The organism is Hymenobacter sp. (assembly GCF_035709525.1).
Classification (GTDB): Bacteria; Bacteroidota; Bacteroidia; order Cytophagales; family Hymenobacteraceae; genus Hymenobacter.
The window spans coordinates 1-23,455 of sequence record NZ_DASTEP010000060.1; the positions used below are offsets into that span (position 1 = coordinate 1).

The following is a 23,455-nucleotide window of genomic DNA, read 5'->3' on the forward strand; positions in this document are numbered from 1 at the left end:
GCAGAATCCGAACTTGGAGATTCTGGCCCCTTTGGCCATGACGCAGCTGCTGCGCGGTATGGCACCCAGAGCGCGTATTCAGGAAGCCGGCTGGTGGCAGGAATATGCCATCGACTGGGACAGTCTGGGCTGGTTGGAGCCCGATAAGCCCCCGTTTAAAATCTACTTTCTACCCGCCAGCCACTGGCACCGCCGGGGCCTCACCGACCTGAATAAAGTGCTGTGGGGTAGCTTCTTAATCAAAACCGCCGACGACCGCCTCATTTATTTCGCGGGTGATACCAGCTACGGCGACCACTTCGAGCAGATTGAGCAAACCTTCGGCCCGCTCGACATCGTGCTCATGCCCATCGGGGCCTACAAGCCGCCCTTCATGATGCACATGAGCCACGTGAACCCCCACGAGGCCGCCAAGGCGGCCAACGTACTGCGCGCCGGCCACCTCGTGCCCATGCACTACGGCACCTTCGACCTCAGCGACGAGCCCGCCTCCGAGCCGCTGCGGCTCCTCACCGAAGTAGCGGCCGGCGGCCTGCTGCGCGGCGAGCTGCACGCCCCCGCCGTGGGCGAGGTACTCGACTGGACGAAGTGGGAGTAGTTTTTTGTAAGCTGTTAGCTTTTGGCTGTTAGCTGCTGGCTTCTGGTTAAACGCCAGGAGAGTCTTGCGGGGCGGGGCAGCCGTAGATTTGCGGCTTATTCAGGTTGGCCGAAAAAAGCTAACAGCTAGCAGCCCAAAGCTAACAGCTCCCCCACATGTCCCCTACCCTCGTCCTCAGCCTCATCGCGGGCTACTTCGCCGTTCTGGTCATCATTGCGCTGCTCACCTCGCGCAAGGCCACGAGCGAAAGCTTTTTCGTGGCCAACCGCAACGCGCCGTGGTACATGGTGGCGTTTGCCATGATTGGCACCTCGCTCTCGGGCGTCACCTTCATCTCGGTGCCGGGCAACGTGTACGGCAAAAGCTGGAGCTACCTGGCCGTGGTACTGGGCTACGTGGCGGGCTACGTAGTCATCGGCACGGTGCTGCTGCCGCTCTACTACCGCTTGCAGTTGGTGTCAATTTACACCTATTTGGAGCAGCGCTTTGGCTACTGGAGCTACAAGACGGGGGCATTATTCTTTTTGATTTCCAGGGCGCTGGGCTCAGGCTTACGACTCTATTTGGTGGCGGGCGTGTTGCAGCTGGCGGTGTTCGACGCGATGGGCGTGCCGTTTGCGGCCACGGTGGTTGTCAGCATCCTGTTTATCTATCTATACACCTTCAAGGGTGGCCTCAAAACCATTCTCTGGACCGATACCTTCCAGACGCTGGCTATGCTAAGCTGCGTGGCGCTGAGCATCTACTTCATCTCCTCGGAGCTGAACCTGGGCTTCAAGCAGCTCGTGAATACGGTGCGCGAAAGCAGCATGTCGCAGGTGTACTTTTCCAATTTCAGCGACGACAAGTTTTTCTGGAAGCAGTTTGCTTCCGGCATGTTTATCACCATCGTGATGACCGGCCTCGACCAAGACTTAATGCAGAAAAACCTAAGCTGCCGCAGCCTCGCCGACGCCCAGAAAAACCTGTTCTGGTTTACGCCTGTCATCGTGGGGGTCAACGTGCTGTTTCTGACTTTGGGCGTCTTACTCTACCAGTACGCCAGCGCCAAAGGCTTACACCTAAGCGAGTTGCCGCAGCTTCTCAAGCCTAATAAAACGCTCGATACCGACCTGGTTTTCCCGTACCTAGCCACTACGCAGTTCACGCTGTTCGCAGGGGTAGTGTTTATCCTGGGTCTCATCGCCATCACCTACGCCTCAGCCGACTCGGCCCTGACGGCGCTCACCACGTCATTCTGCGTCGATTTTCTCAATATCAAGCAATATTCCGAAGCCCAGCAAACGCGCCTGCGGCAGCTCACGCACCTGGGCTGGTCGGTGGCGCTGATTGGCATTATTCTGATTTTTAGAATCATCAACGAGCAGAGCCTGATTGATGCTGTGTTCAAAACGGCGGGCTATACCTACGGGCCGTTGCTAGCGCTTTACAGCTTCGGTATTTTCACGCGGCGGCGGCTGCGCGAGCCGCTGGTGCTGCCCGTGTGCGTGGCCGGGCCGCTGCTCACGCTGCTCATCGTGTCGCACTCGGTCGAGTGGCTGGGCGGCTACAAGTTCGGCTTCGAGATTTTGCTGCTTAATGGCGCGCTCACCTTCCTGGGTTTATACTTGATTTCGCGCCCCGCGCCCCGAACGGAAGCAACGGCGGTTTTGTCTTGAGTTAAATGAAATTCCGTCATGCTGAGTGGAGCGCAGCGGAGTCGAAGCATGTCTTTAGCATAGTAACTTTCAACGTTATCAACGAAGCGGCAGAGATGCTTCGACTCCGCTGCGTCTCTGCTTGATGCGCAGAATGCTCAGCATGACAAATACTTTTTAAAGTCTATCCTCTATTTTATGCGCCTAGATTACCTCACTATTCTACTCGCCGCGCCTTTCGCGGCCCTGGCCCAAACCCGGCCCGCGCCGGCCAAAGCACCCATCACGCTCGCGCCCGGCAACATGAAGCTGCAGCCTGGCGGCGGGGCTGACAACCGCCCCGACAAGGCCCCGAGCTTCCCCGGCGGCGAGGAGGCGATGGGCGATTTCTTCGCCCAAAACGTGCAGGTGCCCGCCAAAGCCAGGCAGGCCCGCGTGACCGGCGACGTAGTCGTAACTGCCACGGTGGGCCCCGATGGAAAGCTGACTAACCCCAAGGTAGCCAAGGGCCTCACGCCTGAGTGCAATGCCGAGGCCCTGCGCGTGGTGCAGGCTATGCCGGCCTGGCAGCCCGCCACCCGGCGCGGCGTGCCAGTGCCCATCATGGTGCAGGTGCCCGTGCCGTTTGACAACGCTGCCGTGACTGATTTTGAGATTAACCGCAAAGTGCCCCGCTCGGCCAAGGACGCGCCGGGGCTGAATTAAGGTAGTGCGGGCTTTTAGTCCGCGAGTGGCCCGCCTGATAAGCGCGCTGACTTGCGGACTAAAAGCCCGCGCTACGAGTGTTTCCGCAGGTGGCGCAAAATACCCGCGCGCCGTTTGCGTCTTTTATATAAGTAGGCCGGCCCCCAGCCGGCCAGTGTAGATTATGGCCCGAAGTGGACTGAATACCAGCGGCAGCGACGCCACCGCCGACCTGCCCAAACCGAAAGTAAATAAGGAGTCGCTGAAACGCGGCCTGCGGATTTTCAGATTCGTGTTGCCCTACCGCGCCAAGTTTGCAGTGGGCATGGTGCTGCTGGTGCTCAGCAGCCTCAGCACCATGACGTTTCCTTGGATTGGGGGCAAGCTGGTAGATGCGGCCAACGACAAGCCCTTCGTCCTACCTGGTGGCCTGGTACTCGACATCAACCGCATTGCGCTGGGCCTGTTTTTGGTCACCGTGCTACAAGGGTTGTTTTCGTTTGGGCGCATCTGGTTTTTTACGCAGGTGAGCGAGTTTACGGTGCGCGACATTCGGCAGGCGCTCTATGCCAAGTTTATGCAGCTGCCGATTCCGTTTTTCGAGCAAAACCGCGTGGGGGCCATCACCTCGCGCATTACCAGCGATGTAGCCCAGATTCAGGACTCATTTTCGCTGACGCTGGCTGAGCTGTTCCGGCAGGTGTTCACGCTGCTGGCGGGGCTGGCTTTCATCATGGTCGTGTCGTGGAAGCTGTCGGTTTTCATGCTGGTCACGTTTCCGCCCATCGTGCTGGCGGCGGGGCTGTTCGGGCGCAAAATCCGCACCCTGTCGAAAACCGTGCAGCAGGAGTTGGCCCACACCAACACCATCGTGGAGGAGACGCTGCAAGCCATCAACTCAGTGAAGGCTTATACCAACGAGCGGTTTGAAATCGGGCGTTACAATACTGCCCTGCGCAAAGTGGTACGCACGGCCCTGCAAAGTAACCTCTACCGCGGCGGCTTCGTGTCGTTCGTGATTATCGGCCTGTTCGGCGGCATCATCCTGGTGCTATGGCGCGGGGCCACGCTGGTACACACCCCCAAAGGTGACCCCAACCACCTGGAAATCGGGCAGCTTGTGTCATTTATCCTTTACACGGTGTACATCGGCGCGTCGGTGGCGGGCCTGGGCGAAATCTACGGCAAGGTGCAAAGCACCCTCGGCGCGAGCGAGCGCATTCTCGAAATCCTGGACGAAGCGCCCGAGCCGACCTTGCAGGAGCCCGCCACCGGGCTGGTGCCAACCCAGGTGCGTGGCGAAATCCGCTACGAGCACGTGGCCTTCCGCTACCCCACCCGGCCCGACGTACCGGTGCTGCAAGACATTGACTTTCACATCGCGGCGGGCGAAAAAATTGCGCTCGTCGGCCCCAGCGGTGCGGGCAAAAGCACTATTGCGGGTTTGCTGATGCAGTTTTATCCGCTCAGCGGGGGGCGCATCGTGGTCGATGGGCACGACGTGGCCGACTACGACCTCACCGCCCTGCGCTCGCACATCGGCATCGTGCCGCAGGAAACGCTGCTCTTCGGCGGCACCATCCGCGACAACATCGCCTACGGCAAACCTGGCGCTACCGACCCGGAAATCATCGAAGCCGCCCGCCGTGCCAACGCCTGGCAGTTCATTTCGGCCTTCCCCGAGAGCCTCGATACGGTGGTCGGCGACCGGGGCATCAAGCTCTCGGGCGGGCAGCGGCAGCGCGTAGCCATCGCCCGCGCCATCCTGAAAAATCCCGCCATCCTCATCCTCGACGAAGCCACGTCTTCGCTCGACAGCGAAAGCGAAAAGCTGGTGCAGGGTGCCCTCGATGAACTCATGCAAAACCGCACCAGCCTCATCATCGCCCACCGCCTCAGCACCATCCGCAAGGTCGATAAAATCCTAGTTATCGACGGCGGCCGCATCGTCGAGGCCGGCTCGCACGACGAGCTCAGTGAGCAGCCGGGCGGGCTATATGCTAACTTATTGCGCTTGCAGTTTGAGTTAGCGTAGATTATTGTTCGACAATACCAAAGTCCTTAAACCACAAAGTAACTTGTTCAAAACCTTCGCCTCTTCTGCGAGGCTGTTCAGAAGGCAACTCTATATCTATTGTGTAGACTTTTGAATCGGTGCAATAAACAATGAATTCTTTCCAGATAAAGAATTTATCGCGCTTTACATTATTCAATTCTAAACTATCATATTCGACCAGGAAGGATGAATACAGAATATCATTCTCTTTTCTTATAGATAAAACTTTTCTAGAAATGCTTTTTACGGGTATATTTTTTAAATATAAATCCCGCATGTAATTAGACAAATATTGACCAAGTATTTCATCTTTAGAAATATCAGTAAAGTCTATTGAATATTTTTTAGACTTTAGGTCATAATAGTTTCTTATAGCGAATGAATTTTTCGAACGTTGCAGACACGAAAGAATAATTGTTGGCTGAAATAATTTAGGGTCGCTATGAAATAAAATAACAGTGTCGCCTATTTCTGCAGAAATGGCTGAAGTAGTATCAAGTTCCGGTCTATCAGGTCTATCCCACTTCTTGTCTGTCACAAGATAAGTCTCTTTACCGAGCCAAACATGTATTGGCAAATCAACTGGATTATTGCGTATAGCATTCGGAACTTGCAGACCATTTTTTATTAGAGTCATCTCAATAGGACTAGTGTACTTATAGAGCCAGTATTCATTTTTAGTAGAGTAAAAATTATCATTTGCATGGTATATACTAGCCGCACTAACTTTCGCTATCGAGTCTTTATCAAGATTTATCTGCCCTATTTCAATAAAAGATGACGAGCTATACCTTCTTCCAATAGAAGCAAAATCATCTCTATATTTCTCTATTTTAGAGTCGAATCTATCTTGAAGGTAACTCTTTGTTACGACAAAAGTAGATGATACAAGTGCTACTGCTGTTGACAGCACGAAGAAAAACGGATGGTCACTTAGAGTCTTTTTAACCTTTTCTACGTCTATCATCTTGCTTTGCACTACAAAATTTCGATTATTTAAACTAGGTCTTATGTTTAAGTTAATTCCTTTTTTTAGAAATGCTAATTTAAGCTAGGATTTCGATATGCATTTGCAATGAGTCCGAACCTAATGATACGGGCGTTTCATGCAACTGGTAGTCACCTTTTAGATTTCGTAAAAATCACGTTCTCTCTACCAGCACCCTAACCATATGAAGATTTAATGAGTATGCACCGATAAGCCCGACGCACGCCGCGCCGCTTAATCACGTACCTCATTTGCTTCTATGTCCGTCACCAACGACCTGCTGAACACCGTGTTGCGCCACGCAAGCCAGGAGGTATCGCGCAAGGAATTTCTGAATCTGGCCGGGCGCGGACTGGCGGCCAGCGTAGCGGCCGGCACCCTCGCCGCCTGCCAGGATAAGCCGTCGGCCAGCGCGGCGGCTACTACGCCCACCACCGGCACGCCGGCCGCGCAGGTCGATGCCAGCACTACTTACACGGCGGCCAGCGGGCAGCAGGTGGCCTCGTCGGAGGCCGTGTCGCCGCCCGCCAAGGTGCCCGCCGCGTCCGACAAACCCATTGAATTAGAAGCCTGGAAGTCGGACGTGGACCCGAAGTCGCCGCCCACGCCGACCCCAATGCCGCCCGAGCAGCGCGTGGGCTACGCGCTGGTGGGCTTGGGCCACCTCACGCTGGAAGAATTGCTGCCCGCTTTTGGCGAGTGCAAAAAGTCGAAGCCGGTGGCGCTGGTAAGCGGCTCGCCCGAAAAGCTGGCGAAGGTGGCCAAGCAGTACGGCATCAAGCCCACGAGTTGCTACAGCTACGCCGACTACGACAAGCTGAAGGACAACCCCGAGGTGCAGGCCATCTACATCGTGCTGCCCAACTCGATGCACGCCGAGTACGTCATTCGCGGGGCCAAAACCGGCAAGCACATTCTCTGCGAAAAGCCGATGGCCAACTCGGCGCGCGAGTGCGAGCTGATGATAGCCGCCTGCAAAGAAGCCCAGGTGAAGCTGATGATAGCCTACCGCATTCAGTACGAGCCGTATAACCGGCTGGTGCGCGACATGGTACGCGGTGAGAAGTTCGGCAAAGTCAAATACATTCAGGCCCAGAACAGCCAAAGCTCGGCCAACCCCGACCACTGGCGGCACAAAAAGGCGCTGGCCGGCGGCGGCGCGCTGCCCGACATCGGCCTGTACTGCCTCAATACCAGCCGCTTCCTACTGGGCACCGAGCCTACCGAGGTGTTTGGCTACATGCACAGCACGCCCGGCAACCCGCTTTTCAAGGAAGTAGAAGAAATGATGAGCTGGCAGATGCGCTTTCCGGGCGGCGTGGTGGTTGACAGCATCACGCACTACGACACGCATGATTCGCGCTTTTACCGCGTGAACGCCGAGCGCGGCTGGCTGCACCTCGACAACGGCTACGCCTACCGCGGGCAGCAGCTCAAAACCTCGCACGCCGAAGGCCCAGCCAAGATGCAGAACCAGATTACCGTCGGCACCAAAAACCAGTTTGCCGCCGAGATGGACCACTTTTCGGAGTGCATTCTGGAGAATAAGCAGCCCCACACGCCTGGCGAGGAGGGCCTGCAAGACCAGCGCATTATGGAAGCCATTTACCAGTCGGCCCGCGAGGGGCGGCCGGTGAAGCTGCCGCCGGTGAGCGGTACCGATGTGTTTCGCGGGCCCGAGCCAGCGTAGCGCGGACTTTCAGTCCGCGAATTATACAAGCCTTTCACATGCGGACTAAAAGTCCGCGCTACTTCTTTATGACTGAGCAAGAACGCCAGCATCAACAACACACTCGCGCCCAAAACTGGCTGCAATGGGGCCCCTACCTAAGTGAGCGCCAGTGGGGCACGGTACGCGAAGACTACAGCGCCGAAGGCGAGGCCTGGACGTATTTTTCGCACGAGCAGGCCCGCAGCCGGGCCTATCGCTGGGGCGAAGACGGCCTGGCCGGCATCTCCGACGACACGCAAAACCTGTGCTTTGCCCTCACGCTCTGGAACGGGCAGGACGCCATTTTGAAGGAGCGGCTTTTTGGGCTCGATAACCACCAGGGTAACCACGGCGAAGACGTGAAAGAGCTGTATTACTACCTAGACAACACGCCCACGCACTCCTACCAAAAGCAGCTCTACAAGTATCCGCAGGCGGCTTTTCCCTACGAAAAACTCATTGCCGAAAACAAAGACCGGCCGCTCAGCGAGCCCGAGTTTGAGCTGCTCGACACGGGGCTTTTTGATGAAAACCGCTACTTCGACGTGCTCGTTGAGTACGCCAAGGCTGGCCCGACTGATATCCTTATTCGCCTCACGGCGCGCAACCACGGCCCCGAGGGGGCCCCGCTGCACCTGCTGCCCACGCTGTGGTTTCGCAATACCTGGGGCTGGGGCGACGCGGTAGCCAAGCCGCACATCAGCCGGCCGGAAGCGGGTAGCACCTTGCGCGTGCAGCACGAGCAGTTGGGCGAATACACGCTGTATTTTCAGCCTACGGATGCCGTTTTAATCACCGAAAACGAAACCAATACCGAGCTGCTTTTCCAACAGCCCAACGCTACGGGCGCGCTGGTGAAAGACGCCTTCCACACGGCGCTGCTGGCGGGCGGCGGCCAGCACGCCAGCCGCACGGCGGCCAGCGGCAGCAAGGCCGCGCCGGTGTATGCGCGCACCATCGGGCCGGGCGAGGCGGTAGAGGTGCGCCTGCGCCTCAGCCAGCACAACGCCCTGGCCGACCCGCTGGGCGATGAGTTCGCGGCCGTGTTTGCCGACCGGCAGCGCGAGGCTGATGCTTTTTACCAGCCGCTACTGGCCGAAACCGAGCCCGCCCTGGCCGCCGTGAAGCGCCAGGCCTGGGCCGGGGTGCTGTGGAGCAAGCAGTTTTACTGCTACGACGTGGCCCGCTGGCTGGCCGGCGACCCCGGCCTGCCGCCGCCCCCACCCGAGCGCCGCCAGGTGCGCAACGCCGACTGGGAAAACCTGAAGGCGGCCGACATCATGCTGATGCCCGACAAGTGGGAATACCCGTGGTTTGCGGCCTGGGACATGGTGTTTCACTGCCTGGCGCTGGCCCCCGTCGACATCGCCGTGGCCAAGCAGCAGTGCCTGCTGCTGACGAGCAGCCACCGCTACTATAAGGAGGACGGGCAGATTCCGAGCTACGAGTTTGATTTTTCGAACGGCAACCCGGCCGTGCGGGGGCAATCGACGTGGTTTTTGTTTGACTACGAGCGGCGCACCAGCGGCTTTGCCGATTGGGACTATCTGCGCACGGCCTTCACGCAGCTTCAGCCTAATTATCAGTGGTGGCTGGAGCGCTTTCGCCGCCACCCCGAGCCCGACTACAAGGGTAGTTTTCTGGGCCTCGACAATGCCAGCGTGCTCAACCGCGAGGAGGTGCCGGGTGGCGGCTACCTCAAGCAGGTCGATAGCGTGTCGTGGATGGCGAGCTACACGCTGTACATGATGCGGATGGCCGTGGAGCTGGCCGCCCACGACCCCGAGGGCGGCTATGAGCAGGCGGCCATTGCCTTCCTCGACCAGTTTGTGGACATCAGCAACCTGCTGGCCGACATTGCCAGCGTGTGGCAGGACGACCCTGCGCTGCGCGACACCGGCTTTCACTACGACGTGCTGGTGGAGCCCAGCGGAAAAGCGCGGCCGGTGGCCATGCGCTCCATCATCGGCCTCACGCCCTTTTTTGGGCACCTCGTGCTGGAGCCCTATACCCTGGCCCACGTGCCGCGCTTTGTGGCAGCGGTGCACGCGCACCGCACGGCCGAGGTGCTGGCCCCGCACTACCCCACCATCACGCAGTCGAGCGACGAGCAGCGCTGGCTGTTTGGCTTGCTGCCGCGCCTCAAGCTGGAGCAGGCCCTGCCCTACTTGTTTGATGAAGCGGAGATGCTGGCCCCCGGCGGCATTCGCTCGCTGTCGAAGTGCCACGGCCCGCACCCCGCCCGCATGGAGGTAGCCGGCGAAACCTTTGAGGCCACCTACGTGCCCGGCGAGGCCGACTCCAACATGATGGGCGGCAACAGCAACTGGCGCGGCCCGGTGTGGCTACCGCTCAATTTTGTGCTGCTGCGCTCGCTCTACCAGCTGGTGCATTTTTATGGCGACGACGCGCCCCGCGTGGAGGTGCCGCGCGGCAGCGGCCACTGGCTCAGCCTGCAAGAAGCGGCCGACCACCTCGCCCAGCGCCTGCAAGCACCCTTTTTGCCCGATGCGCAGGGCCGCCGCCCCGTGCACGGCCACGACCAGCGCTACGCTACCGACCCCAATTTCCGCGACCTGCTCTTATTCTACGAGTACTTCGACGGCGACACCAGCCGCGGCTGCGGCGCCAGCCACCAAACCGGCTGGACGGCCCTGGTGGCGCTGCTCGACAAGCTGGAAGGGTAAGCTCCGGCCGGGGCCGCGTCAGGCAGCCGACGCGGCCCCGCGCCTGCCCTGGCGCAGTGCCCGGCGCAGCCCCCGCAGGGCGGCTACCGTGCCCAGCCCCAGCAACGCACCGGCCGCGCCCCAGGCTATATCGGCCAGGTCGAAAGAGCGCTCGGCCTGGAAAAGCTGGCCGATTTCGGCCACGCTCACCAGCCCTACCAGCCCCACCCAGGCCCAGGCCCACTGCCGCCAGGGCCGGCGCTGCGCCCACAGCCAGCCGCCAGCCAGCCAGCCCAGCGCCACGAAGGGCACGGCCGTGCGCAGGGTATCGTTTTGGCGCTCGTCGGTCCAGGCCGACAGCCACTCGGGCATAAACCACACATCGGCCAGGCGCGGGTGCGCGCGCCAGCTTAGGTACAGCACCAGGCCCGCGCCTAGCAGCGACAGCCCATAAAACAACGAATTCTTCAGCATGAAATCCTGGTAGCGGCGCGCCCGCCGTCGGCGCGGCAGCGTTGTCCACGGCAATGGTAAGCGAGGTTTATACGTTGGTTTTTAAAACCTGCTCCTTCCGGCTTACGCCTTGGCTCCGCACTCGGCGCAGAATTTTTGTTCAGGCTTCAGCTCGGTGCTACAGCTGGAGCAACGGCGCGCCTGCGGCGCGGCGGGGTTGGCGGTGCCGCAGCTGGGGCAAAATTTCTGGTCGGCCGTGAGCTTGAGGTGGCAGCTGGGGCACTGCAATAGTGCCCCGCGCCCCAGAAAATCCAGGTTTTGGGTATAGTCCTGCTGGCGGGTTTTAGTGCGAATCTGCTCGCGGGTGGCCTGCGCCTGCTGGGCGCGCAGCTCCTCGTGCTCGTCGGGGGCGCAAGCTTCGCAGAGGCCGGCGCTGGCGTTCCAGCACACCTCGGGGCACACCCACTGGCCGCAGTGCGTGCATTGCTTGAAGTGCTGCTTGCCTTCGGCCACGGCCGTTTCGAGGGCCTTGTCGTGGGCGGTGCCGCCCACGGCGCGCTGAATGTGGTAGGCCGCGTTTTCGACGCTGCTCAGCCCGCTGAAAAAGCTGCCCGCCGCCTGTAGCAAGCTACCCGCGATGCCCAGCGCATTGGGCTGAAAGCGCGACAGATAGCCGTTGCGGCACTTATCGCAGTGAAACTTAAACTGAAAGCCTTTGTCGGTGGAAAGGTCGTCGTAATTGGCGACGAATTGAATCATGGCACTCACGAGGCAGCGATTGGAAAAACAGGAAAAGAAGCACAAAGAAAGAACGGCCGCTGCATCGCGGCCCGGCCGCCGGGCATTACAGCCGGGCCTGCACCCTGGCTACCCAGTCGGTATCGGTGGGGCTCACTACCAGCACCTCGAAGCCGTGGCGCTCACCTTCGATACGCACGCCCTCCGAGTCGTCGATGAGCAGGTCGACGCCAAACTGCGGCGGGTACTTGGTGCTGCGCACGCGCACCTCGCGCTCGTGCCGCGCCTGGTTTACCACGCCCGCCAGCTTGATGCCGTGCAGCCAGAACAGCCGCCGAATGTAGCCCGCGCTGCGGTATGAGGTAGTGTATACCCACACCTCCCAGCCCCGGCGCTGGCAGTGCGCGGCCAGCTCTACGATGCCCGCCCGCAAGGCTTCTTTGCCCAGCAGCCGCGCCCAAAATCGGCGCGTAGGCGTTTCGTGGGCGAAGTCGTATTCACCTCGAATGAGAGTATTGTCAAGGTCGAAGGCGATACGCCTAGTTTTGTTGTCGGCCGTCATGCTGAGCGCAGCGAAGCATCTCGCTGCTTCATTGCTAAGGTGTTAGTTACTGCGCCACGCGAGATGCTTCGCTGCGCTCGGCATGACCAACGACTTCTCCTTTGCCCAAAGTGTGCATAGCGCCAGCTACTTGGGCAGCTGCGGAAACTCACCGACCAGGAACGTGTGCTTGCCCTTCTCCGCAATTTTGGTGATGGTTTCCATGAACTGGAAGAAGCGCATGTTCTCGTCGCCTTTCATCAGCTCGGAAGCGTTTTTGAGGGCGCGGGCGGTAGCCACGGCGGTGCGGGCGTTTTCGAGGTCGGCCTTGGCGCGGATTTTCGCTTCGAGGTGGCGGGCAAATAACTCCTGAATGTTCTTCGGGAAGGTGAGGTCGCGCAGCTGCACCTGCTCCAGCAGCAAGCCCAGCGCGGCGGCCTGGGCGGTGAGCGCCGCGCTGCCGAGGTCGGTAAACTCGGCGCGGCGCTCGCTCAGTTCCTCGCTACCCAGCGCCCCGATTTGGGTGCGGGCGGCCAGCTGCACGGCCGTTGCCAGGCGCTGCTCGGCCTCGGTGAGGGCCGGCACCGCGCCCCGGCTGATGTCGAAGCTACCGGCAAAGCGCTGGGCATCGGCCACGCGGTAGAGCACCGCGCACGAAAAGCGCAGCGCGATGCTGTCGCGCGTCAGCACTTCCTGGTTGGTAATGAGCAGCTGGCGCGGGGTGGTGGGCAACGCCAGCAGCTGAGTGCGGCCGCGCAGGTCGAGCACTTCGTAGCGGCCGGGCGGCAGTTCCTTTTCCAGCACGTTGTTGCGGTAGAGCAAACCCACGCTGTTGGGCCGCACCTGGTAGGTTTTAGTGAAAATCCCCATAGCTCAAAGTAAACAGCCCGCCCTGGAAAACCGAAGGAGCACCCGCCGGCCGGGGGCCGGGCGTGAGCCGGCGGGCACGAGGCCCACCGGCGGTATCTGCCCGGCCGCAAGCGGCCAGCGGGCGCGGGCCGGGGCCCGGCTCCTTCGGCTTTCGCGCATCAGCTGATAAAGCTCTACTTTCCATCCGAAAGTCAGGTTCCAACCAGGTCTGACGGGGGGAATCGAACCCCCTGCCGGCCCGCCCCGCAATACCCCGGGTCGACGCGGGCCGGCAAGTGACGCGGGTAGCGGTTGGGACGAAGGTAGCGGGTTTATTTAAACGTTATGGTCTTTTTACTACTCAAACAGGCGAATACAGAATCAATTTTTCGTCATTGTCATCAGTTTCTTCGTCTATTAATTCCCAGTTGAGTATTCCGGCGATTTTTATGAGTAAGTCAATCTGAGATGCCGGCACTTTGCCATTTTCTGACTTGCTGCAAACAACCGAAATCATGTTGAAGTCACGATTCCATGTTTCTGCGAAAACAGCGTAGCTCCCTTTATTGCTTTTTACGAGCGACAAGCTTATCCACGGGTAGTTTATCGCGTTTTCGTAGCTTATCAGCCCCGTCTGTTTCAATTCAGGAAAGCCAGCTAGTATTGCACGCATTTTCTCCGTATCGCTAGAAACGCTGTAATCTGCTGCTCCCCTGATTTCATAGTACCCGTATATATGGCTCCACATAATTTCATTTTTTGACACCTAACAACCCCTCGGCCAGCGCCCTGTCGTTGCCCAGGCGCGGCACCTTGTTCTGCCCGCCGAGCTTACCCACGCTTTTCATGTAGCGCTGGAAGGCGCCGGGTGGCAGCGGCGTCAGCAGCAGCGGCACCAGGATGTGACCCTGGCGCAGGTCGTCGTAGTAGGCGTTGCGCTGCCGCAGCTGGTGGTCGAGCACGGCGGCGAAGCTCGCCGCGTCGTGCGGCGGGCGGGCAAACTCGATGAGCCATTGGTGGCGCGAGGTCTGGGTTTTATCGTCGCTCACGAGCGGCGCTACCGTGAACTCAGTTACTTCCGTTTCGGGGTGCTGGCGCACAGCCTCGCGCAGGGCGGCCTCTACCTCCTCGCCGATGACGTGCTCGCCGAAGGCCGACAAAAAGTGCTTGATGCGGCCCGTGACTACCACCCGGTGCGGATGCAAATCCACGAAGCGCACGGTGTCGCCGAGCGAGTAGGCCCAGAGGCCGGCATTGCTGGTCAGCACCACGGCGTACTGCTGGCCTAGCTCGACTTCGGCGATGGTGAGGCGGGGCGGGTTGTCCTCAAAAAACCGCTCGGCGGGCACAAATTCAAAGAAAATGCCGCTATCCAGCCGCAACAGCAGGCCGGGGTTGCCGGGCTGGTCTTGGAAGGCCAGGAAGCCCTCGGAGGCCGGAAACAACTCGATGCTAGCGACCGGCCGGCCGATGCTTTCGAGCAGGCGGGCGCGGTAGGGCTCCATGCTCACGCCGCCCGACACAAAGAGGTCGAACGCCGGAAATACCTCGCCCACCGGCCGCCCGGTGCAAGCCACGAGGCGGTCGAAATACATTTGGACCCACGGCGGGATGCCGGAGATGAGCGTCATGGGCTGCCCCAACGTCTCGCCCACGATGGCGTCGAGCTTGGTTTCCCAGTCCTCGAGGCAGTTGGTGGCGTAGCTCGGCAACTGGTTGCGGCGCAGGTAGGCCGGCACGTGGTGGTTGACGATGCCCGAGAGCCGGCCCGTGGGGATGCCGCCCACCTGCTCCAACTCGGGCGAGCCGGACAAAAAAATCAGCTTGCCATCGAGAAAACGCGGGCGGCCGGTGGCGTGTACGTAGTGCAGCAGCGCGTCCTTGGCCCCGTTTATGTGGTTGCCGATGCTGGCTTTGGTAATCGGGATGTACTTGGCTCCGCTGGTAGTGCCGCTGGTTTTGGCCAGGTACAGCGGGCGGCCGGGCCACAGCACGTCGGGCTGGCCGGTTTTCACCTGGTCGAAATAGGTTTTCAGGCCCTCGTAGTCGCGGATGGGCACGCGGGCGGCAAAATCGGCGGGCGTTTGAATAGCTTGAAAATCATGCGCCTTGCCGCAAGCCGTGCCCGCCGCCGCCCGCACCAGCGCGCGCAGCAGGCGGAGCTGCGCGGCGGCGGGGTCGCGCTGCCACTGCCGGTAGCGGTGCACGGTGTAGGCCGCCAGCGGGCGGCTCAGGGTAGCTTTCAGGCCCATAGCAATTCGGCGGGCCGGGAGGCGGCCCACCACGGCAAAAGTCGGGCGGCCGGGCAGAATTTTCGGCGCTGGCAACTTTTGTTTAATCACCAATACCCCAACGCTAAACAAAAACCTATTCACTGAGTTAGCAGTACCAACCAACCGGCCGGCAATTCCGCTGAGCCGTATCTACACCTTACTCATTATGATTAACCAGTTTGGCAAAACCGAATGGCAGGGCGACATCAAAGGCCACGGCGACATCACCACCAAGAGCGGCACCGTGAATGCGCTGCTTTCGACCGGCACCCGCTTTGAGGGCCAGAAGGGCACCAACCCTGAGGAACTGATTGGGGCCGCCCACTCGGGCTGCTATACCATGTTCCTCAACCACGTGCTGTCGGCGGCGGGCCACCAGGTAGAGTCGATTACCACGACTTCGACCGTGACGCTCGACCCCGGCCAGAGCCCGCCCAAAATCACCAAAATCCACGTGAGCACCGAGGCCAAGATTCCGGGCCTCTCGGCCGAGGAGTTTCAGAAGCAGGCCGAGTTTGCCAAAGCCAACTGCCCCGTGTCGCAGGTGCTGAGCGCGGTGCCCGAAATGACGCTGGAAGCTAAATTGAGTTAAGAGTTGAGAGTGAAGAGTTAAGAGTTGCTACCTGGCCGTTGCTGGGGCAACTCTTAACTCCCAACTCTTAACTCTTAATTACTTTCGCGCCATGCCCACTGGTACTACCCGCATCCGTTTACGCCCCGCCAACTCGTCGCGCCTCTCGTTTGGGGTGCAGGTTTCACTGGCGCTGTTCGCCATTCTCTACGCCGCGCTGATGCTGCGGGCCGCGCCCGAAGGGCAGGATTTTCGTTGGCTGAGCTACGTGTTCTTGACGGGCTGCGCGGTGTATCTGGGCTTTATCCTGGTGCACAACGCGCCGGTGTTCGGCACGCAGAGCTACTTCGAGTTTGCGCCTGGCTACCTGGTGCATAAGGCCGGCTTGTTCCGGTCCAAGCAAGTATTTGCCGCCGAGAAAATGGGCCAGCTGGAGCTGCTGACCCGCCAGCTGCGGGTGCGGATGAAGGACGGCGACATCCACGTGCTGAATTTGCGCGAGGTGAAGGGCAACAAGCGCCGCGCCCTGTTTCGCAGCCAGCTCGAAGCTTTTGCCCAGCGCTACGGCGTGCAGTTGCGCGAAGAAGCTTCGGCCGTGAGCAGCGCGCCCAAGCAAGCTTAAAGCTGCTTTCTGTGGGTGGTTGCCCGTCTCTTTTAAACCCTGTTCAGACTGGGTTTAATCATAGCATAACGCGCCGGTAATCTGGCGGCCTCATAGGCCCGGTAGCTTTGTCTACTAGTATGGCCTTCCCGATTAGCGCTTCCGACAAGCAATTTTTGGCTGCCCTGGCATTGGGCAATGAGGCGGCGTTTGAGGCGCTGTTTACCCGCCACTACGCCGGGCTTTTGCGCTACGCCGCCACCCTGCTGCGCTACCCCAGCGATGCCGCCGAAGATGTGGTAGCCGAGGTTTTTGGCACCATCTGGGCCCAGCGCGCGCAGCTGGCCGTGGCGGGCTCGCTGGCCGCCTACCTCTACACGGCCGTGAAGTACCGCGCCTTCGACCGCCTGCGCGAACAGCGCCGCACCCCGCTTGACGCCGCCGACGAACTGCCGCTGGCCCAGCCCGAGGCCGCGCACTTGCAGCCCGATGAGCTGCTGGCTTTTCAGGAGCTGAGCGCGCACGTGGGCCACCTCATCGGGCAGTTGCCCGAGCGCACGCGCCAGGTTTTTCAACTGCACCGCGATGGCGGCCTTACTTATGAGGAGATGGCCGGGCTGCTGGGTATTTCCATTAATTCGGTGAAAACGCATATGTTCCGGGCGCTGCGCTTTTTGAAAAGCACGCTGTACGCTTCGGGCGTGCAGTAGGCTCGCCAGCCGGGTGAACCTCACGAGACCCCTATGGGGCCGGCTCATTACCCCCATGTTATGCACATTACCTTTTGATTAAGAGCCACTTTTGGTGTCACGAGGTCAGCCGGCCGCAGCGTCATAACCGTAGCGGCGGCACTCAGCGCCGGCCGCTGGCCCCTTGCAACCAGAAGACGCTTACCTGCTCATCGCCCGCTACCTCGCCCGCCAAACCTCGTCGGACGAGAACGCGCAGCTGGCCACCTGGGTGGCGCAGTCGCCCGAAAACGAGCGCACCTTCGAGCAGCTCAAAACCGTGTGGCAGGCCAGCCAGACGCCCGCCGCCGCCGAAACGGCGGCCGCCCTGGCCCGGCTGAAAACCCGGCTGGCGCTGCCCGCGCCAGTAGCCGAGCCAGCCGCCGCGCCCGCGCCGCCCGTGCGCCGCTGGCGGCTGCGCGGGGTGCGGCCGGCCCAGCTGGCGGCGCTGGTTTTGGTGCTGCTGAGCGCGCTGGGCGGCGCGTATTTCTTCGGCCAGCCGGCCCCGGCCGTGGCCTACCGCGTGCGCCGCACGCCGGCCGGGCAGCCGCAGCGCCTGCGCCTGCCCGATGGCTCGGTGGTGACGCTGGCCCCGCAGAGCCGGCTGCGCTACCCAGCGCAGTTCACCGACGCCGCGCGGGAGGTGTATTTGGAGGGCGAGGCGTTTTTTGAAGTCACGAAAAACCCGCACCGGCCGTTTCGAGTGCACAGCGGGGCGTGGGTGACGCAGGTGCTGGGCACCAAGTTCAACGTGAGCGCCGTGCCGGGGGCCGGCCAGCTGGCCGTGTCGCTGGTCGAGGGCAAGGTGCAGGTGACGGACAAGCAGCAGGATAAATACCTGCTCGCGCCGGGCCAGCAGCTGCGGGCCGACGTGGCCACGGGGCGCATTTACCGGCAGGCCTTCGACCGCCGGCGGGTGCTGGCCTGGCGCAGCAACCAACTGGTTTTCAAGAATGAGAAACTGGCCGACGTAGCCCCCCAGCTAGAGCGCCGCTACGGCGTGAAGCTGGTGTTTGCCGACCCGGCCACGGCCGAGGTGCGCCTTTGGGCCACCTTCAACAACGAGCCCCTGCCCCGCGTGCTCGGCGCGCTGCAACTGGCCGGCGGCCTCCACTACCACCGCGAAGGCCAGGTAATCTACCTGCGCCGAGTACCCGCCGAGGCGGCTTCCAATTAGTGCTTTTCAGCTTCTAACCAGCTCATCCGCAACCTTATGAGAAACCCCCTACCCTCCCGCCCAAAGCGGGCCTGGCGCAGCGCGCTCGCCGGCCTGGGGCTGCTGGCCCTGAGCCCCGCCCCCGCCGCCCTGGCCGCCCCCGGCCAAGCGCTAGCCCAGGAGCCGGCCGCCACGCCCTGCACCCTCACGGTGCGGCAGCAGCCGCTGGCCGAGGTGCTGGCCAGCATCGAGCAGCAAACCGGCTACCGCTTTTTGTACGTGGACCAGGCCGACCGGCTGGGCCGCCGCATCACGGTGGAGGCCCCGCGCAGCAACCTCAAGACGGTGCTGGCGCTGGTGGCGGCGCAGGCCGGCGTGCAGTTTGTGGTGCAGGACAAACGTATCGTGGTGAAGGCCGTGGCCCAGAACGCCGCCGCCCGCGCCGCCGACCCGGTGCTGGTGCAGGGCCGCGTGACCGACGCCAAGGGCGAAGCCCTGCCCGGCGTATCCATCCGCGTGAAGGACGGCCAGACGGGCACCATCACGGGCAACGATGGCCGCTACCAGCTGAGTGCACCCACAGGCAGCACGCTGGTATTCAGCTTTGTGGGCTACGTGCCGCAGCAGCTGGCGGTGGGCGAAAAGAGCACCTACGACCTGGTGCTGCGCGAAGACGCCACCAGCCTCGACGAGGTGGTGATAACGTCGCTGGGCATTGCGCGCGACGAAAAAGCGCTGGGCTACGCCGTGACCAAGCTCGACAACGAGCAGCTCACGGAAGCCAAATCGAACAACTGGACCGACGCGCTGTCGGGCAAGGTAGCGGGCCTGAATTTGGTGCGCTCGGGCGGCGGGCCGGCGGGCTCCAACCGCATTATTCTGCGGGGCGAAAGCTCGCTGGCCGGCGACAACGACGCCCTGATAGTGGTGGATGGCGTGGTGCTGGGCGGCAGCAACCGCGCCACCGGCACCGGCAGCACGGCCTACTTGCAGGGCGAGTCGCCAGTCGATTTTGGCACCAGCCTCAACGACATCAACCCCGAGGACATCGAGTCGGTGACGGTGCTGAAGGGGCCGGCCTCCACGGCGCTCTACGGGGCGCGGGGCGGCAACGGGGCCGTCATTATCACCACCAAATCGGGCAAGGCGCACAAAAAAGGCATCGGCGTCACCTTCAATTCCAACTCGGCGTTCGAGTCGATTTCGCGTTGGCCCGATTATCAGTACGAGTACGGGCAGGGCACGGCGGGCGAGAACTACTACTCGTTTGGCAATACGGCCGACGGGGCCAGCACCCGCAGCACCAGCTCGGCCTGGGGGCCGAAGTTCAACGGGCAGTCGTATTACCAGTACGACCCGGCCACTAACGCGGGCGGCACCGAGCGCACGCCCTGGGTGGCCTACCCGGATAACCGCAAGGGCTTTTTCCAGACCGGGCGCACGTTTACCAACACCCTGGCCCTGGATGGCGGCACCGACCGCACGGCCGTGCGCCTGTCGCTCACCAACTTACAGAACAAGTGGATTATCCCGAACACCGGCTACGACCGCAACACGGTGGCGTTGTCGGTGAGCCAGAAAGTGACGGATAACCTGCGCGTATCGGCCAAGGCCAACTACACCAACCGCTACAGCGACAACCTGCCTTCGACGGGCTATAACAACCAGACTATCATGTACTGGGCCAGCTTGCAGGTGCCTAATAATAACCTGGAGTGGCTGAAAGACTACTGGCTGCCCGGCGCGCAGGGCATCACGCAGCGCTACCCGTTCAGCAGCCTCGTCGATAACCCCTATCTCATTGCCAATGAGATGCTAAATAAGGCCAACCGGCACCAGCTCACGGGCAACGTGCAGGTGAATTACGCCTTTGCCAAGGGCTTTAACCTGATGCTGCGCTCGGCCATCGACTACTCGTATGAGGCGCGCTCGCAGCAGCGGCCCAAGGATACGGAGAAGTACAAGGAAGGCATGTTTCGAACGCAAAACATTTTCTCCCAGGAGATTAACAACGACTTTCTGCTGCAATACAGCCGCACCTTCAGGAAATTTGAAACCAGCCTCTCGGTGGGCGGCAGCCGCCTGAATAACCGCTACAACAAGGACGAGCTGCGGGCCGAGCGCCTACTGTACCCCGGCGTGTTCACCTTCGCCAACAGCCGCGACTTGCCCATTGCGCTGCCCTACCGCGCCGAGTTTGCGGTGAACAGCTTGTACGGGCTGGCCACCATTGCCTACAATAAGTTTCTGTACCTGGACCTTACGGCGCGCAAGGACTGGAGCAGCACCTTGTCGAGCGCGAGCGGCATCACGAGCATTCCGCTGTATCCGTCAGCTAGTTTGAGCACGGTGGTGTCGGAGATTTTGCCGCTACCGGAGGTGGTGTCGTTTGCCAAGCTACGGGCCTCATGGGCGCGGGTGGGCAGCGGCGGCACCTCGCCCTACCTCACCTCCTACACCTACGCGGTGGCCACGGGCTTTCCGTCGGGCCTGAGCAACCCGAGCGCCATCGCCAATGCTGGCCTCAAGCCCCGCAGCACCGAAAGCGTGGAGCTGGGTGCCGACCTGCGCTTCTGGCAAAACCGCATTGGGCTGGACGTGGCCGTGTACCGCAACAACACCTCGAACCAGATTTTGAGCGTGCCCCTGGACCGCGCCTCGGGCTACGACCGGGCCGTGCTGAATGCCGGCCTGGTGCGCAACGAGGGCCTCGAAGTGCAGCTGAATGCCCGCCTGCTCACCAATGCCCAGGGCCTGGGCTGGCGCGTGTACGGCACCTACACCGCCAACCGCAACAAAGTAATCGAGCTGGCCGACAGCCTCTTGACTTACCAGCTCCAGCGCGGCCCCGGCGGCCGGGGCTCGGTAGAGGCGCGGCCCGGCGGCAGCATGGGCGCCATCTACGGCCGCGGCTACGAGCGCGCCCCCGATGGCCAGATTGTGTACCGCAACGGCTACCCCATCCTGGCCGATGGCGTGCAGTACCTAGGCAGCGCCCTGCCCCAGTGGAAGAGCAGCGTGGGCACCGAATTCAGCTACAAGCAATTCCGGCTGAATGTGCTGTTCGACAGCCAGTTTGGGGCCAAGGCCTACTCCATGACCAACGCCGTGCTGGCCGAAGGCGGTAAGACCAAGCTCACGCTGCCCGGCCGCTACAACGGCATCATCGGCGCGGGCGTGATTCAAAACCCCGACGGCACCTACCGGCCCAACGACGTGGTGGCCGAAAACCTGGCCACCTACTACAACGCCCACTACGGCCGCGACAACGTGGAAGCCAACCTCTTCCGCACCGACTTCATCAAGCTGCGCGAAATGCGCCTCGACTACGCCCTGCCGCCCACCCTGCTGCGGCGGCTGCACCTCACCACGGCCTCGCTGGGCGTGTACGGCCGCGATTTGTTCATCCTCACCAAGTGGCCGGCGTTTGACCCGGAGTTCGGTACGCTCAATGACGGGACCATTGACCTGGGGTTTGAGCTGGGGCAGTTTCCGAGCACGCGCACGGTGGGGGTGAATTTGACGGTAGGGATTTAAACCTGACGCGGGGCACCTCACCCCCGGCCCCCTCTCCAAAAAAGAGGGGGCCGGGGGTGAGGTTCACACGCCTGACGAGCACATTCAAAAGCCTTATTTATAATGAAAAAACTACTCGCCTACGCCCTCCTCACCACCGCCCTCGGCGTGCTCCCGGCCTGCACCAAGGGCTTTGAGGAGCTGAACGTGAACCCCAACCAGAACCCCAACGTGATACCGGAAACGCTGCTAGCGCCGGCCCTAACGGGGGTGGTGAAAAACAACATGGACCGCGCCATGCGCATCACCCACGAGCTGATGCAGGTGCACGTGTCGCGGGTCGATACCGACGAGTTTCACCGCTATATCATCCGCTCGGCCGAGGCCGACAACCTGTGGAACACCTGGTACACGCAGCTCACCGACTTTCGGGACATGTACAACAGCGCTACGGCCGTGAAGAGTAGCACCTTCATGGCCATCGCGCGCATCTGCGAGGTCTGGACGTTTTCGCTGCTCACCGACACCTTCGGCGACGTGCCCTATACCGAGGCCTTGCAGGGCCGCAGCGGGCTGCTTCAGCCCAGGTTTGATAAGCAGGAAGACATCTACCGCGACCTGTTTGTGAAGCTGGAAGAAGCTAACGACCTGCTGAAAACCAACGTGAACCTGAGCGCCGACCAGGCCCAGCTCGACCCGCTTTTTCAGGGTAATGCCTTGAAATGGCGCAAGTTTGGCAACTCGCTGTATCTGCGGCTGCTCATGCGCGTGTCCAACCGCACCGACCTCATCGCGCCGGGCGGACTGAGCCCGCAGGCCAAGCTACGCGACCTGGTGAACACGCGCCCCGGCGACTACCCGCTCATCGCCAACAACGCGGAGTCGGCCATTCTGCGCTGGACGGGCACCGCGCCCTACCAGTCGCCCTTCCAGACCTGGCGCACGGCCGATTTCAACGCCTTCAGCTCGATGAGCGAGTTTTTCATCAACAACCTGGCGAGCTGGAGCGACCCGCGCCTGGCCCGGTGGGCCACCCTCTCCAATGGCACCTACGAAGGCATCCCGAGCGGGTACGTGCCGGGCCAGATTCCGGCCGCCAAATCGACCTACCCCACGGCCCTCATGACCGAGCCGCTGCTCGGCAACATCCTCAACTACCCCGAGGTGCAGCTGCTGCTGGCCGAGGCCGCCCTGCGCGGCTGGATAACCGGCGACGCCAAAACCTACTACGAAACCGGCGCTACCAACGGCATTACGCTCTGGAACTTGGCCGCGCCCAACGGCTTTCTCAGCAGCCCCGACGTGCAGTGGCAGGCCACCAGCAGCGTGGCTACCAAGCTCGACCAAATCCACGTGCAAAAGTACTACGCGCTGTTTTGCACCGACTTTCAGCAGTGGTTTGAGTACCGCCGCACCGGCCATCCGGTGCTGCCCATCGGCCCCGGCGTGCGCAACAACCGCCAGATGCCGGCCCGCATCAACTACCCGGTGTATGTGCAATCGCTGAACCAGGTGAACTACCAGGCCGCCGTGGCCGACCAGGGCGCGGACGATATTAATACGAAGGTGTGGTGGCAATAACCCCGCCCCCGGCCCCTCCCCTCCGGGAGAGGGGAGCCCACCGCTAACTGACGCGTACGAACGCAAGTAGTCGTCAGGCCCCCCTCTCCCGGAGGGGAGGGGCCGGGG

At 61.4% G+C, this 23,455-nt stretch carries 19 protein-coding genes; 12 read left to right on the top strand and 7 right to left on the bottom strand.

The features are described 5' to 3' along the window. The 4 genes from VFO93_RS05540 to VFO93_RS05555 all read left to right on the top strand — a co-directional run. Positions 1 to 598: MBL fold metallo-hydrolase (locus tag VFO93_RS05540; protein WP_325133341.1), on the top strand; the 598-nt coding region annotated here is incomplete at its 5' end. Positions 599 to 753: 155 nt separating this feature from the next. Continuing rightward, on the top strand, positions 754 to 2,256 hold the full coding sequence (locus VFO93_RS05545) for a sodium:solute symporter (protein WP_325133342.1): 1,503 nt from the start codon (positions 754 to 756) through the stop codon (positions 2,254 to 2,256). A gap of 177 nt (positions 2,257 to 2,433) precedes the next feature. Next, positions 2,434 to 2,940: an energy transducer TonB gene (locus tag VFO93_RS05550; RefSeq protein WP_325133343.1), complete on the top strand. Its 507-nt coding sequence runs from the start codon at positions 2,434 to 2,436 to the stop codon at positions 2,938 to 2,940. Positions 2,941 to 3,103: 163 nt separating this feature from the next. Next, entirely contained in the window at positions 3,104 to 4,954 is a 1,851-nt protein-coding gene (locus VFO93_RS05555; RefSeq protein WP_325133344.1) for an ABC transporter ATP-binding protein, read from the top strand. Between the two features lies 1 nt (position 4,955). Here the strand turns inward: VFO93_RS05555 and VFO93_RS05560 are convergent, their stop codons facing one another. Beyond that, on the bottom strand, positions 4,956 to 5,942 hold the full coding sequence (locus VFO93_RS05560) for a hypothetical protein (RefSeq protein WP_325133345.1): 987 nt from the start codon (positions 5,940 to 5,942) through the stop codon (positions 4,956 to 4,958). Between the two features lie 280 nt (positions 5,943 to 6,222). Between VFO93_RS05560 and VFO93_RS05565 the strand changes: the two genes are divergently transcribed. Continuing rightward, entirely contained in the window at positions 6,223 to 7,653 is a 1,431-nt protein-coding gene (locus tag VFO93_RS05565) for a Gfo/Idh/MocA family oxidoreductase (RefSeq protein ID WP_325133346.1), read from the top strand. 68 nt (positions 7,654 to 7,721) lie between these two features. After that, a complete protein-coding gene (locus VFO93_RS05570; protein WP_325133347.1) occupies positions 7,722 to 10,361 on the top strand; it encodes a glucosidase in 2,640 nt (879 codons plus the stop codon). Positions 10,362 to 10,379: 18 nt separating this feature from the next. On the opposite strand, the gene VFO93_RS05575 is transcribed toward VFO93_RS05570, so the two are convergent. From VFO93_RS05575 to VFO93_RS05600, 6 genes are all read right to left on the bottom strand, one after another. Further along, complete coding sequence (locus VFO93_RS05575; protein ID WP_325133348.1) at positions 10,380 to 10,814, bottom strand: VanZ family protein; 435 nt, start codon at positions 10,812 to 10,814, stop codon at positions 10,380 to 10,382. A gap of 102 nt (positions 10,815 to 10,916) precedes the next feature. After that, positions 10,917 to 11,552: a zinc ribbon domain-containing protein gene (locus VFO93_RS05580; RefSeq protein ID WP_325133349.1), complete on the bottom strand. Its 636-nt coding sequence runs from the start codon at positions 11,550 to 11,552 to the stop codon at positions 10,917 to 10,919. A gap of 85 nt (positions 11,553 to 11,637) precedes the next feature. Then, positions 11,638 to 12,093 carry a hypothetical protein gene (locus tag VFO93_RS05585; RefSeq protein ID WP_325133350.1) on the bottom strand — a complete coding sequence of 152 codons (456 nt, stop codon included), beginning with the start codon at positions 12,091 to 12,093 and terminating at the stop codon, positions 11,638 to 11,640. 126 nt (positions 12,094 to 12,219) lie between these two features. Beyond that, a complete protein-coding gene (locus tag VFO93_RS05590; RefSeq protein ID WP_325133351.1) occupies positions 12,220 to 12,942 on the bottom strand; it encodes an SPFH domain-containing protein in 723 nt (240 codons plus the stop codon). A 340-nt stretch (positions 12,943 to 13,282) separates the two neighbouring features. Further along, the gene (locus VFO93_RS05595; protein ID WP_325133352.1) at positions 13,283 to 13,669 is read right to left on the bottom strand and encodes a hypothetical protein; all 387 of its coding nucleotides are present in this window, start codon (positions 13,667 to 13,669) and stop codon (positions 13,283 to 13,285) included. A gap of 4 nt (positions 13,670 to 13,673) precedes the next feature. Continuing rightward, positions 13,674 to 15,173: a GH3 auxin-responsive promoter family protein gene (locus VFO93_RS05600; RefSeq protein ID WP_325133353.1), complete on the bottom strand. Its 1,500-nt coding sequence runs from the start codon at positions 15,171 to 15,173 to the stop codon at positions 13,674 to 13,676. Positions 15,174 to 15,360: 187 nt separating this feature from the next. On the opposite strand from VFO93_RS05600, the gene VFO93_RS05605 reads away from it, so the two are divergent. From VFO93_RS05605 to VFO93_RS05630, 6 genes are all read left to right on the top strand, one after another. Next, a complete protein-coding gene (locus VFO93_RS05605; RefSeq protein ID WP_325133354.1) occupies positions 15,361 to 15,786 on the top strand; it encodes an OsmC family peroxiredoxin in 426 nt (141 codons plus the stop codon). Positions 15,787 to 15,877: 91 nt separating this feature from the next. Beyond that, positions 15,878 to 16,387, top strand: coding sequence for a hypothetical protein (locus tag VFO93_RS05610; RefSeq protein ID WP_325133355.1), 510 nt, complete (start codon positions 15,878 to 15,880; stop codon positions 16,385 to 16,387). Between the two features lie 119 nt (positions 16,388 to 16,506). After that, entirely contained in the window at positions 16,507 to 17,076 is a 570-nt protein-coding gene (locus VFO93_RS05615; protein ID WP_325133356.1) for an RNA polymerase sigma factor, read from the top strand. Between the two features lie 163 nt (positions 17,077 to 17,239). Beyond that, on the top strand, positions 17,240 to 18,271 hold the full coding sequence (locus VFO93_RS05620; RefSeq protein WP_325133357.1) for a FecR family protein: 1,032 nt from the start codon (positions 17,240 to 17,242) through the stop codon (positions 18,269 to 18,271). A gap of 36 nt (positions 18,272 to 18,307) precedes the next feature. Next, positions 18,308 to 21,787 (top strand): SusC/RagA family TonB-linked outer membrane protein, encoded by a 3,480-nt coding sequence (locus VFO93_RS05625; RefSeq protein WP_325133358.1) that lies wholly within the window; start codon positions 18,308 to 18,310, stop codon positions 21,785 to 21,787. Positions 21,788 to 21,889: 102 nt separating this feature from the next. Continuing rightward, entirely contained in the window at positions 21,890 to 23,347 is a 1,458-nt protein-coding gene (locus VFO93_RS05630; protein WP_325133359.1) for a SusD/RagB family nutrient-binding outer membrane lipoprotein, read from the top strand. Positions 23,348 to 23,455 lie beyond the last annotated feature (108 nt).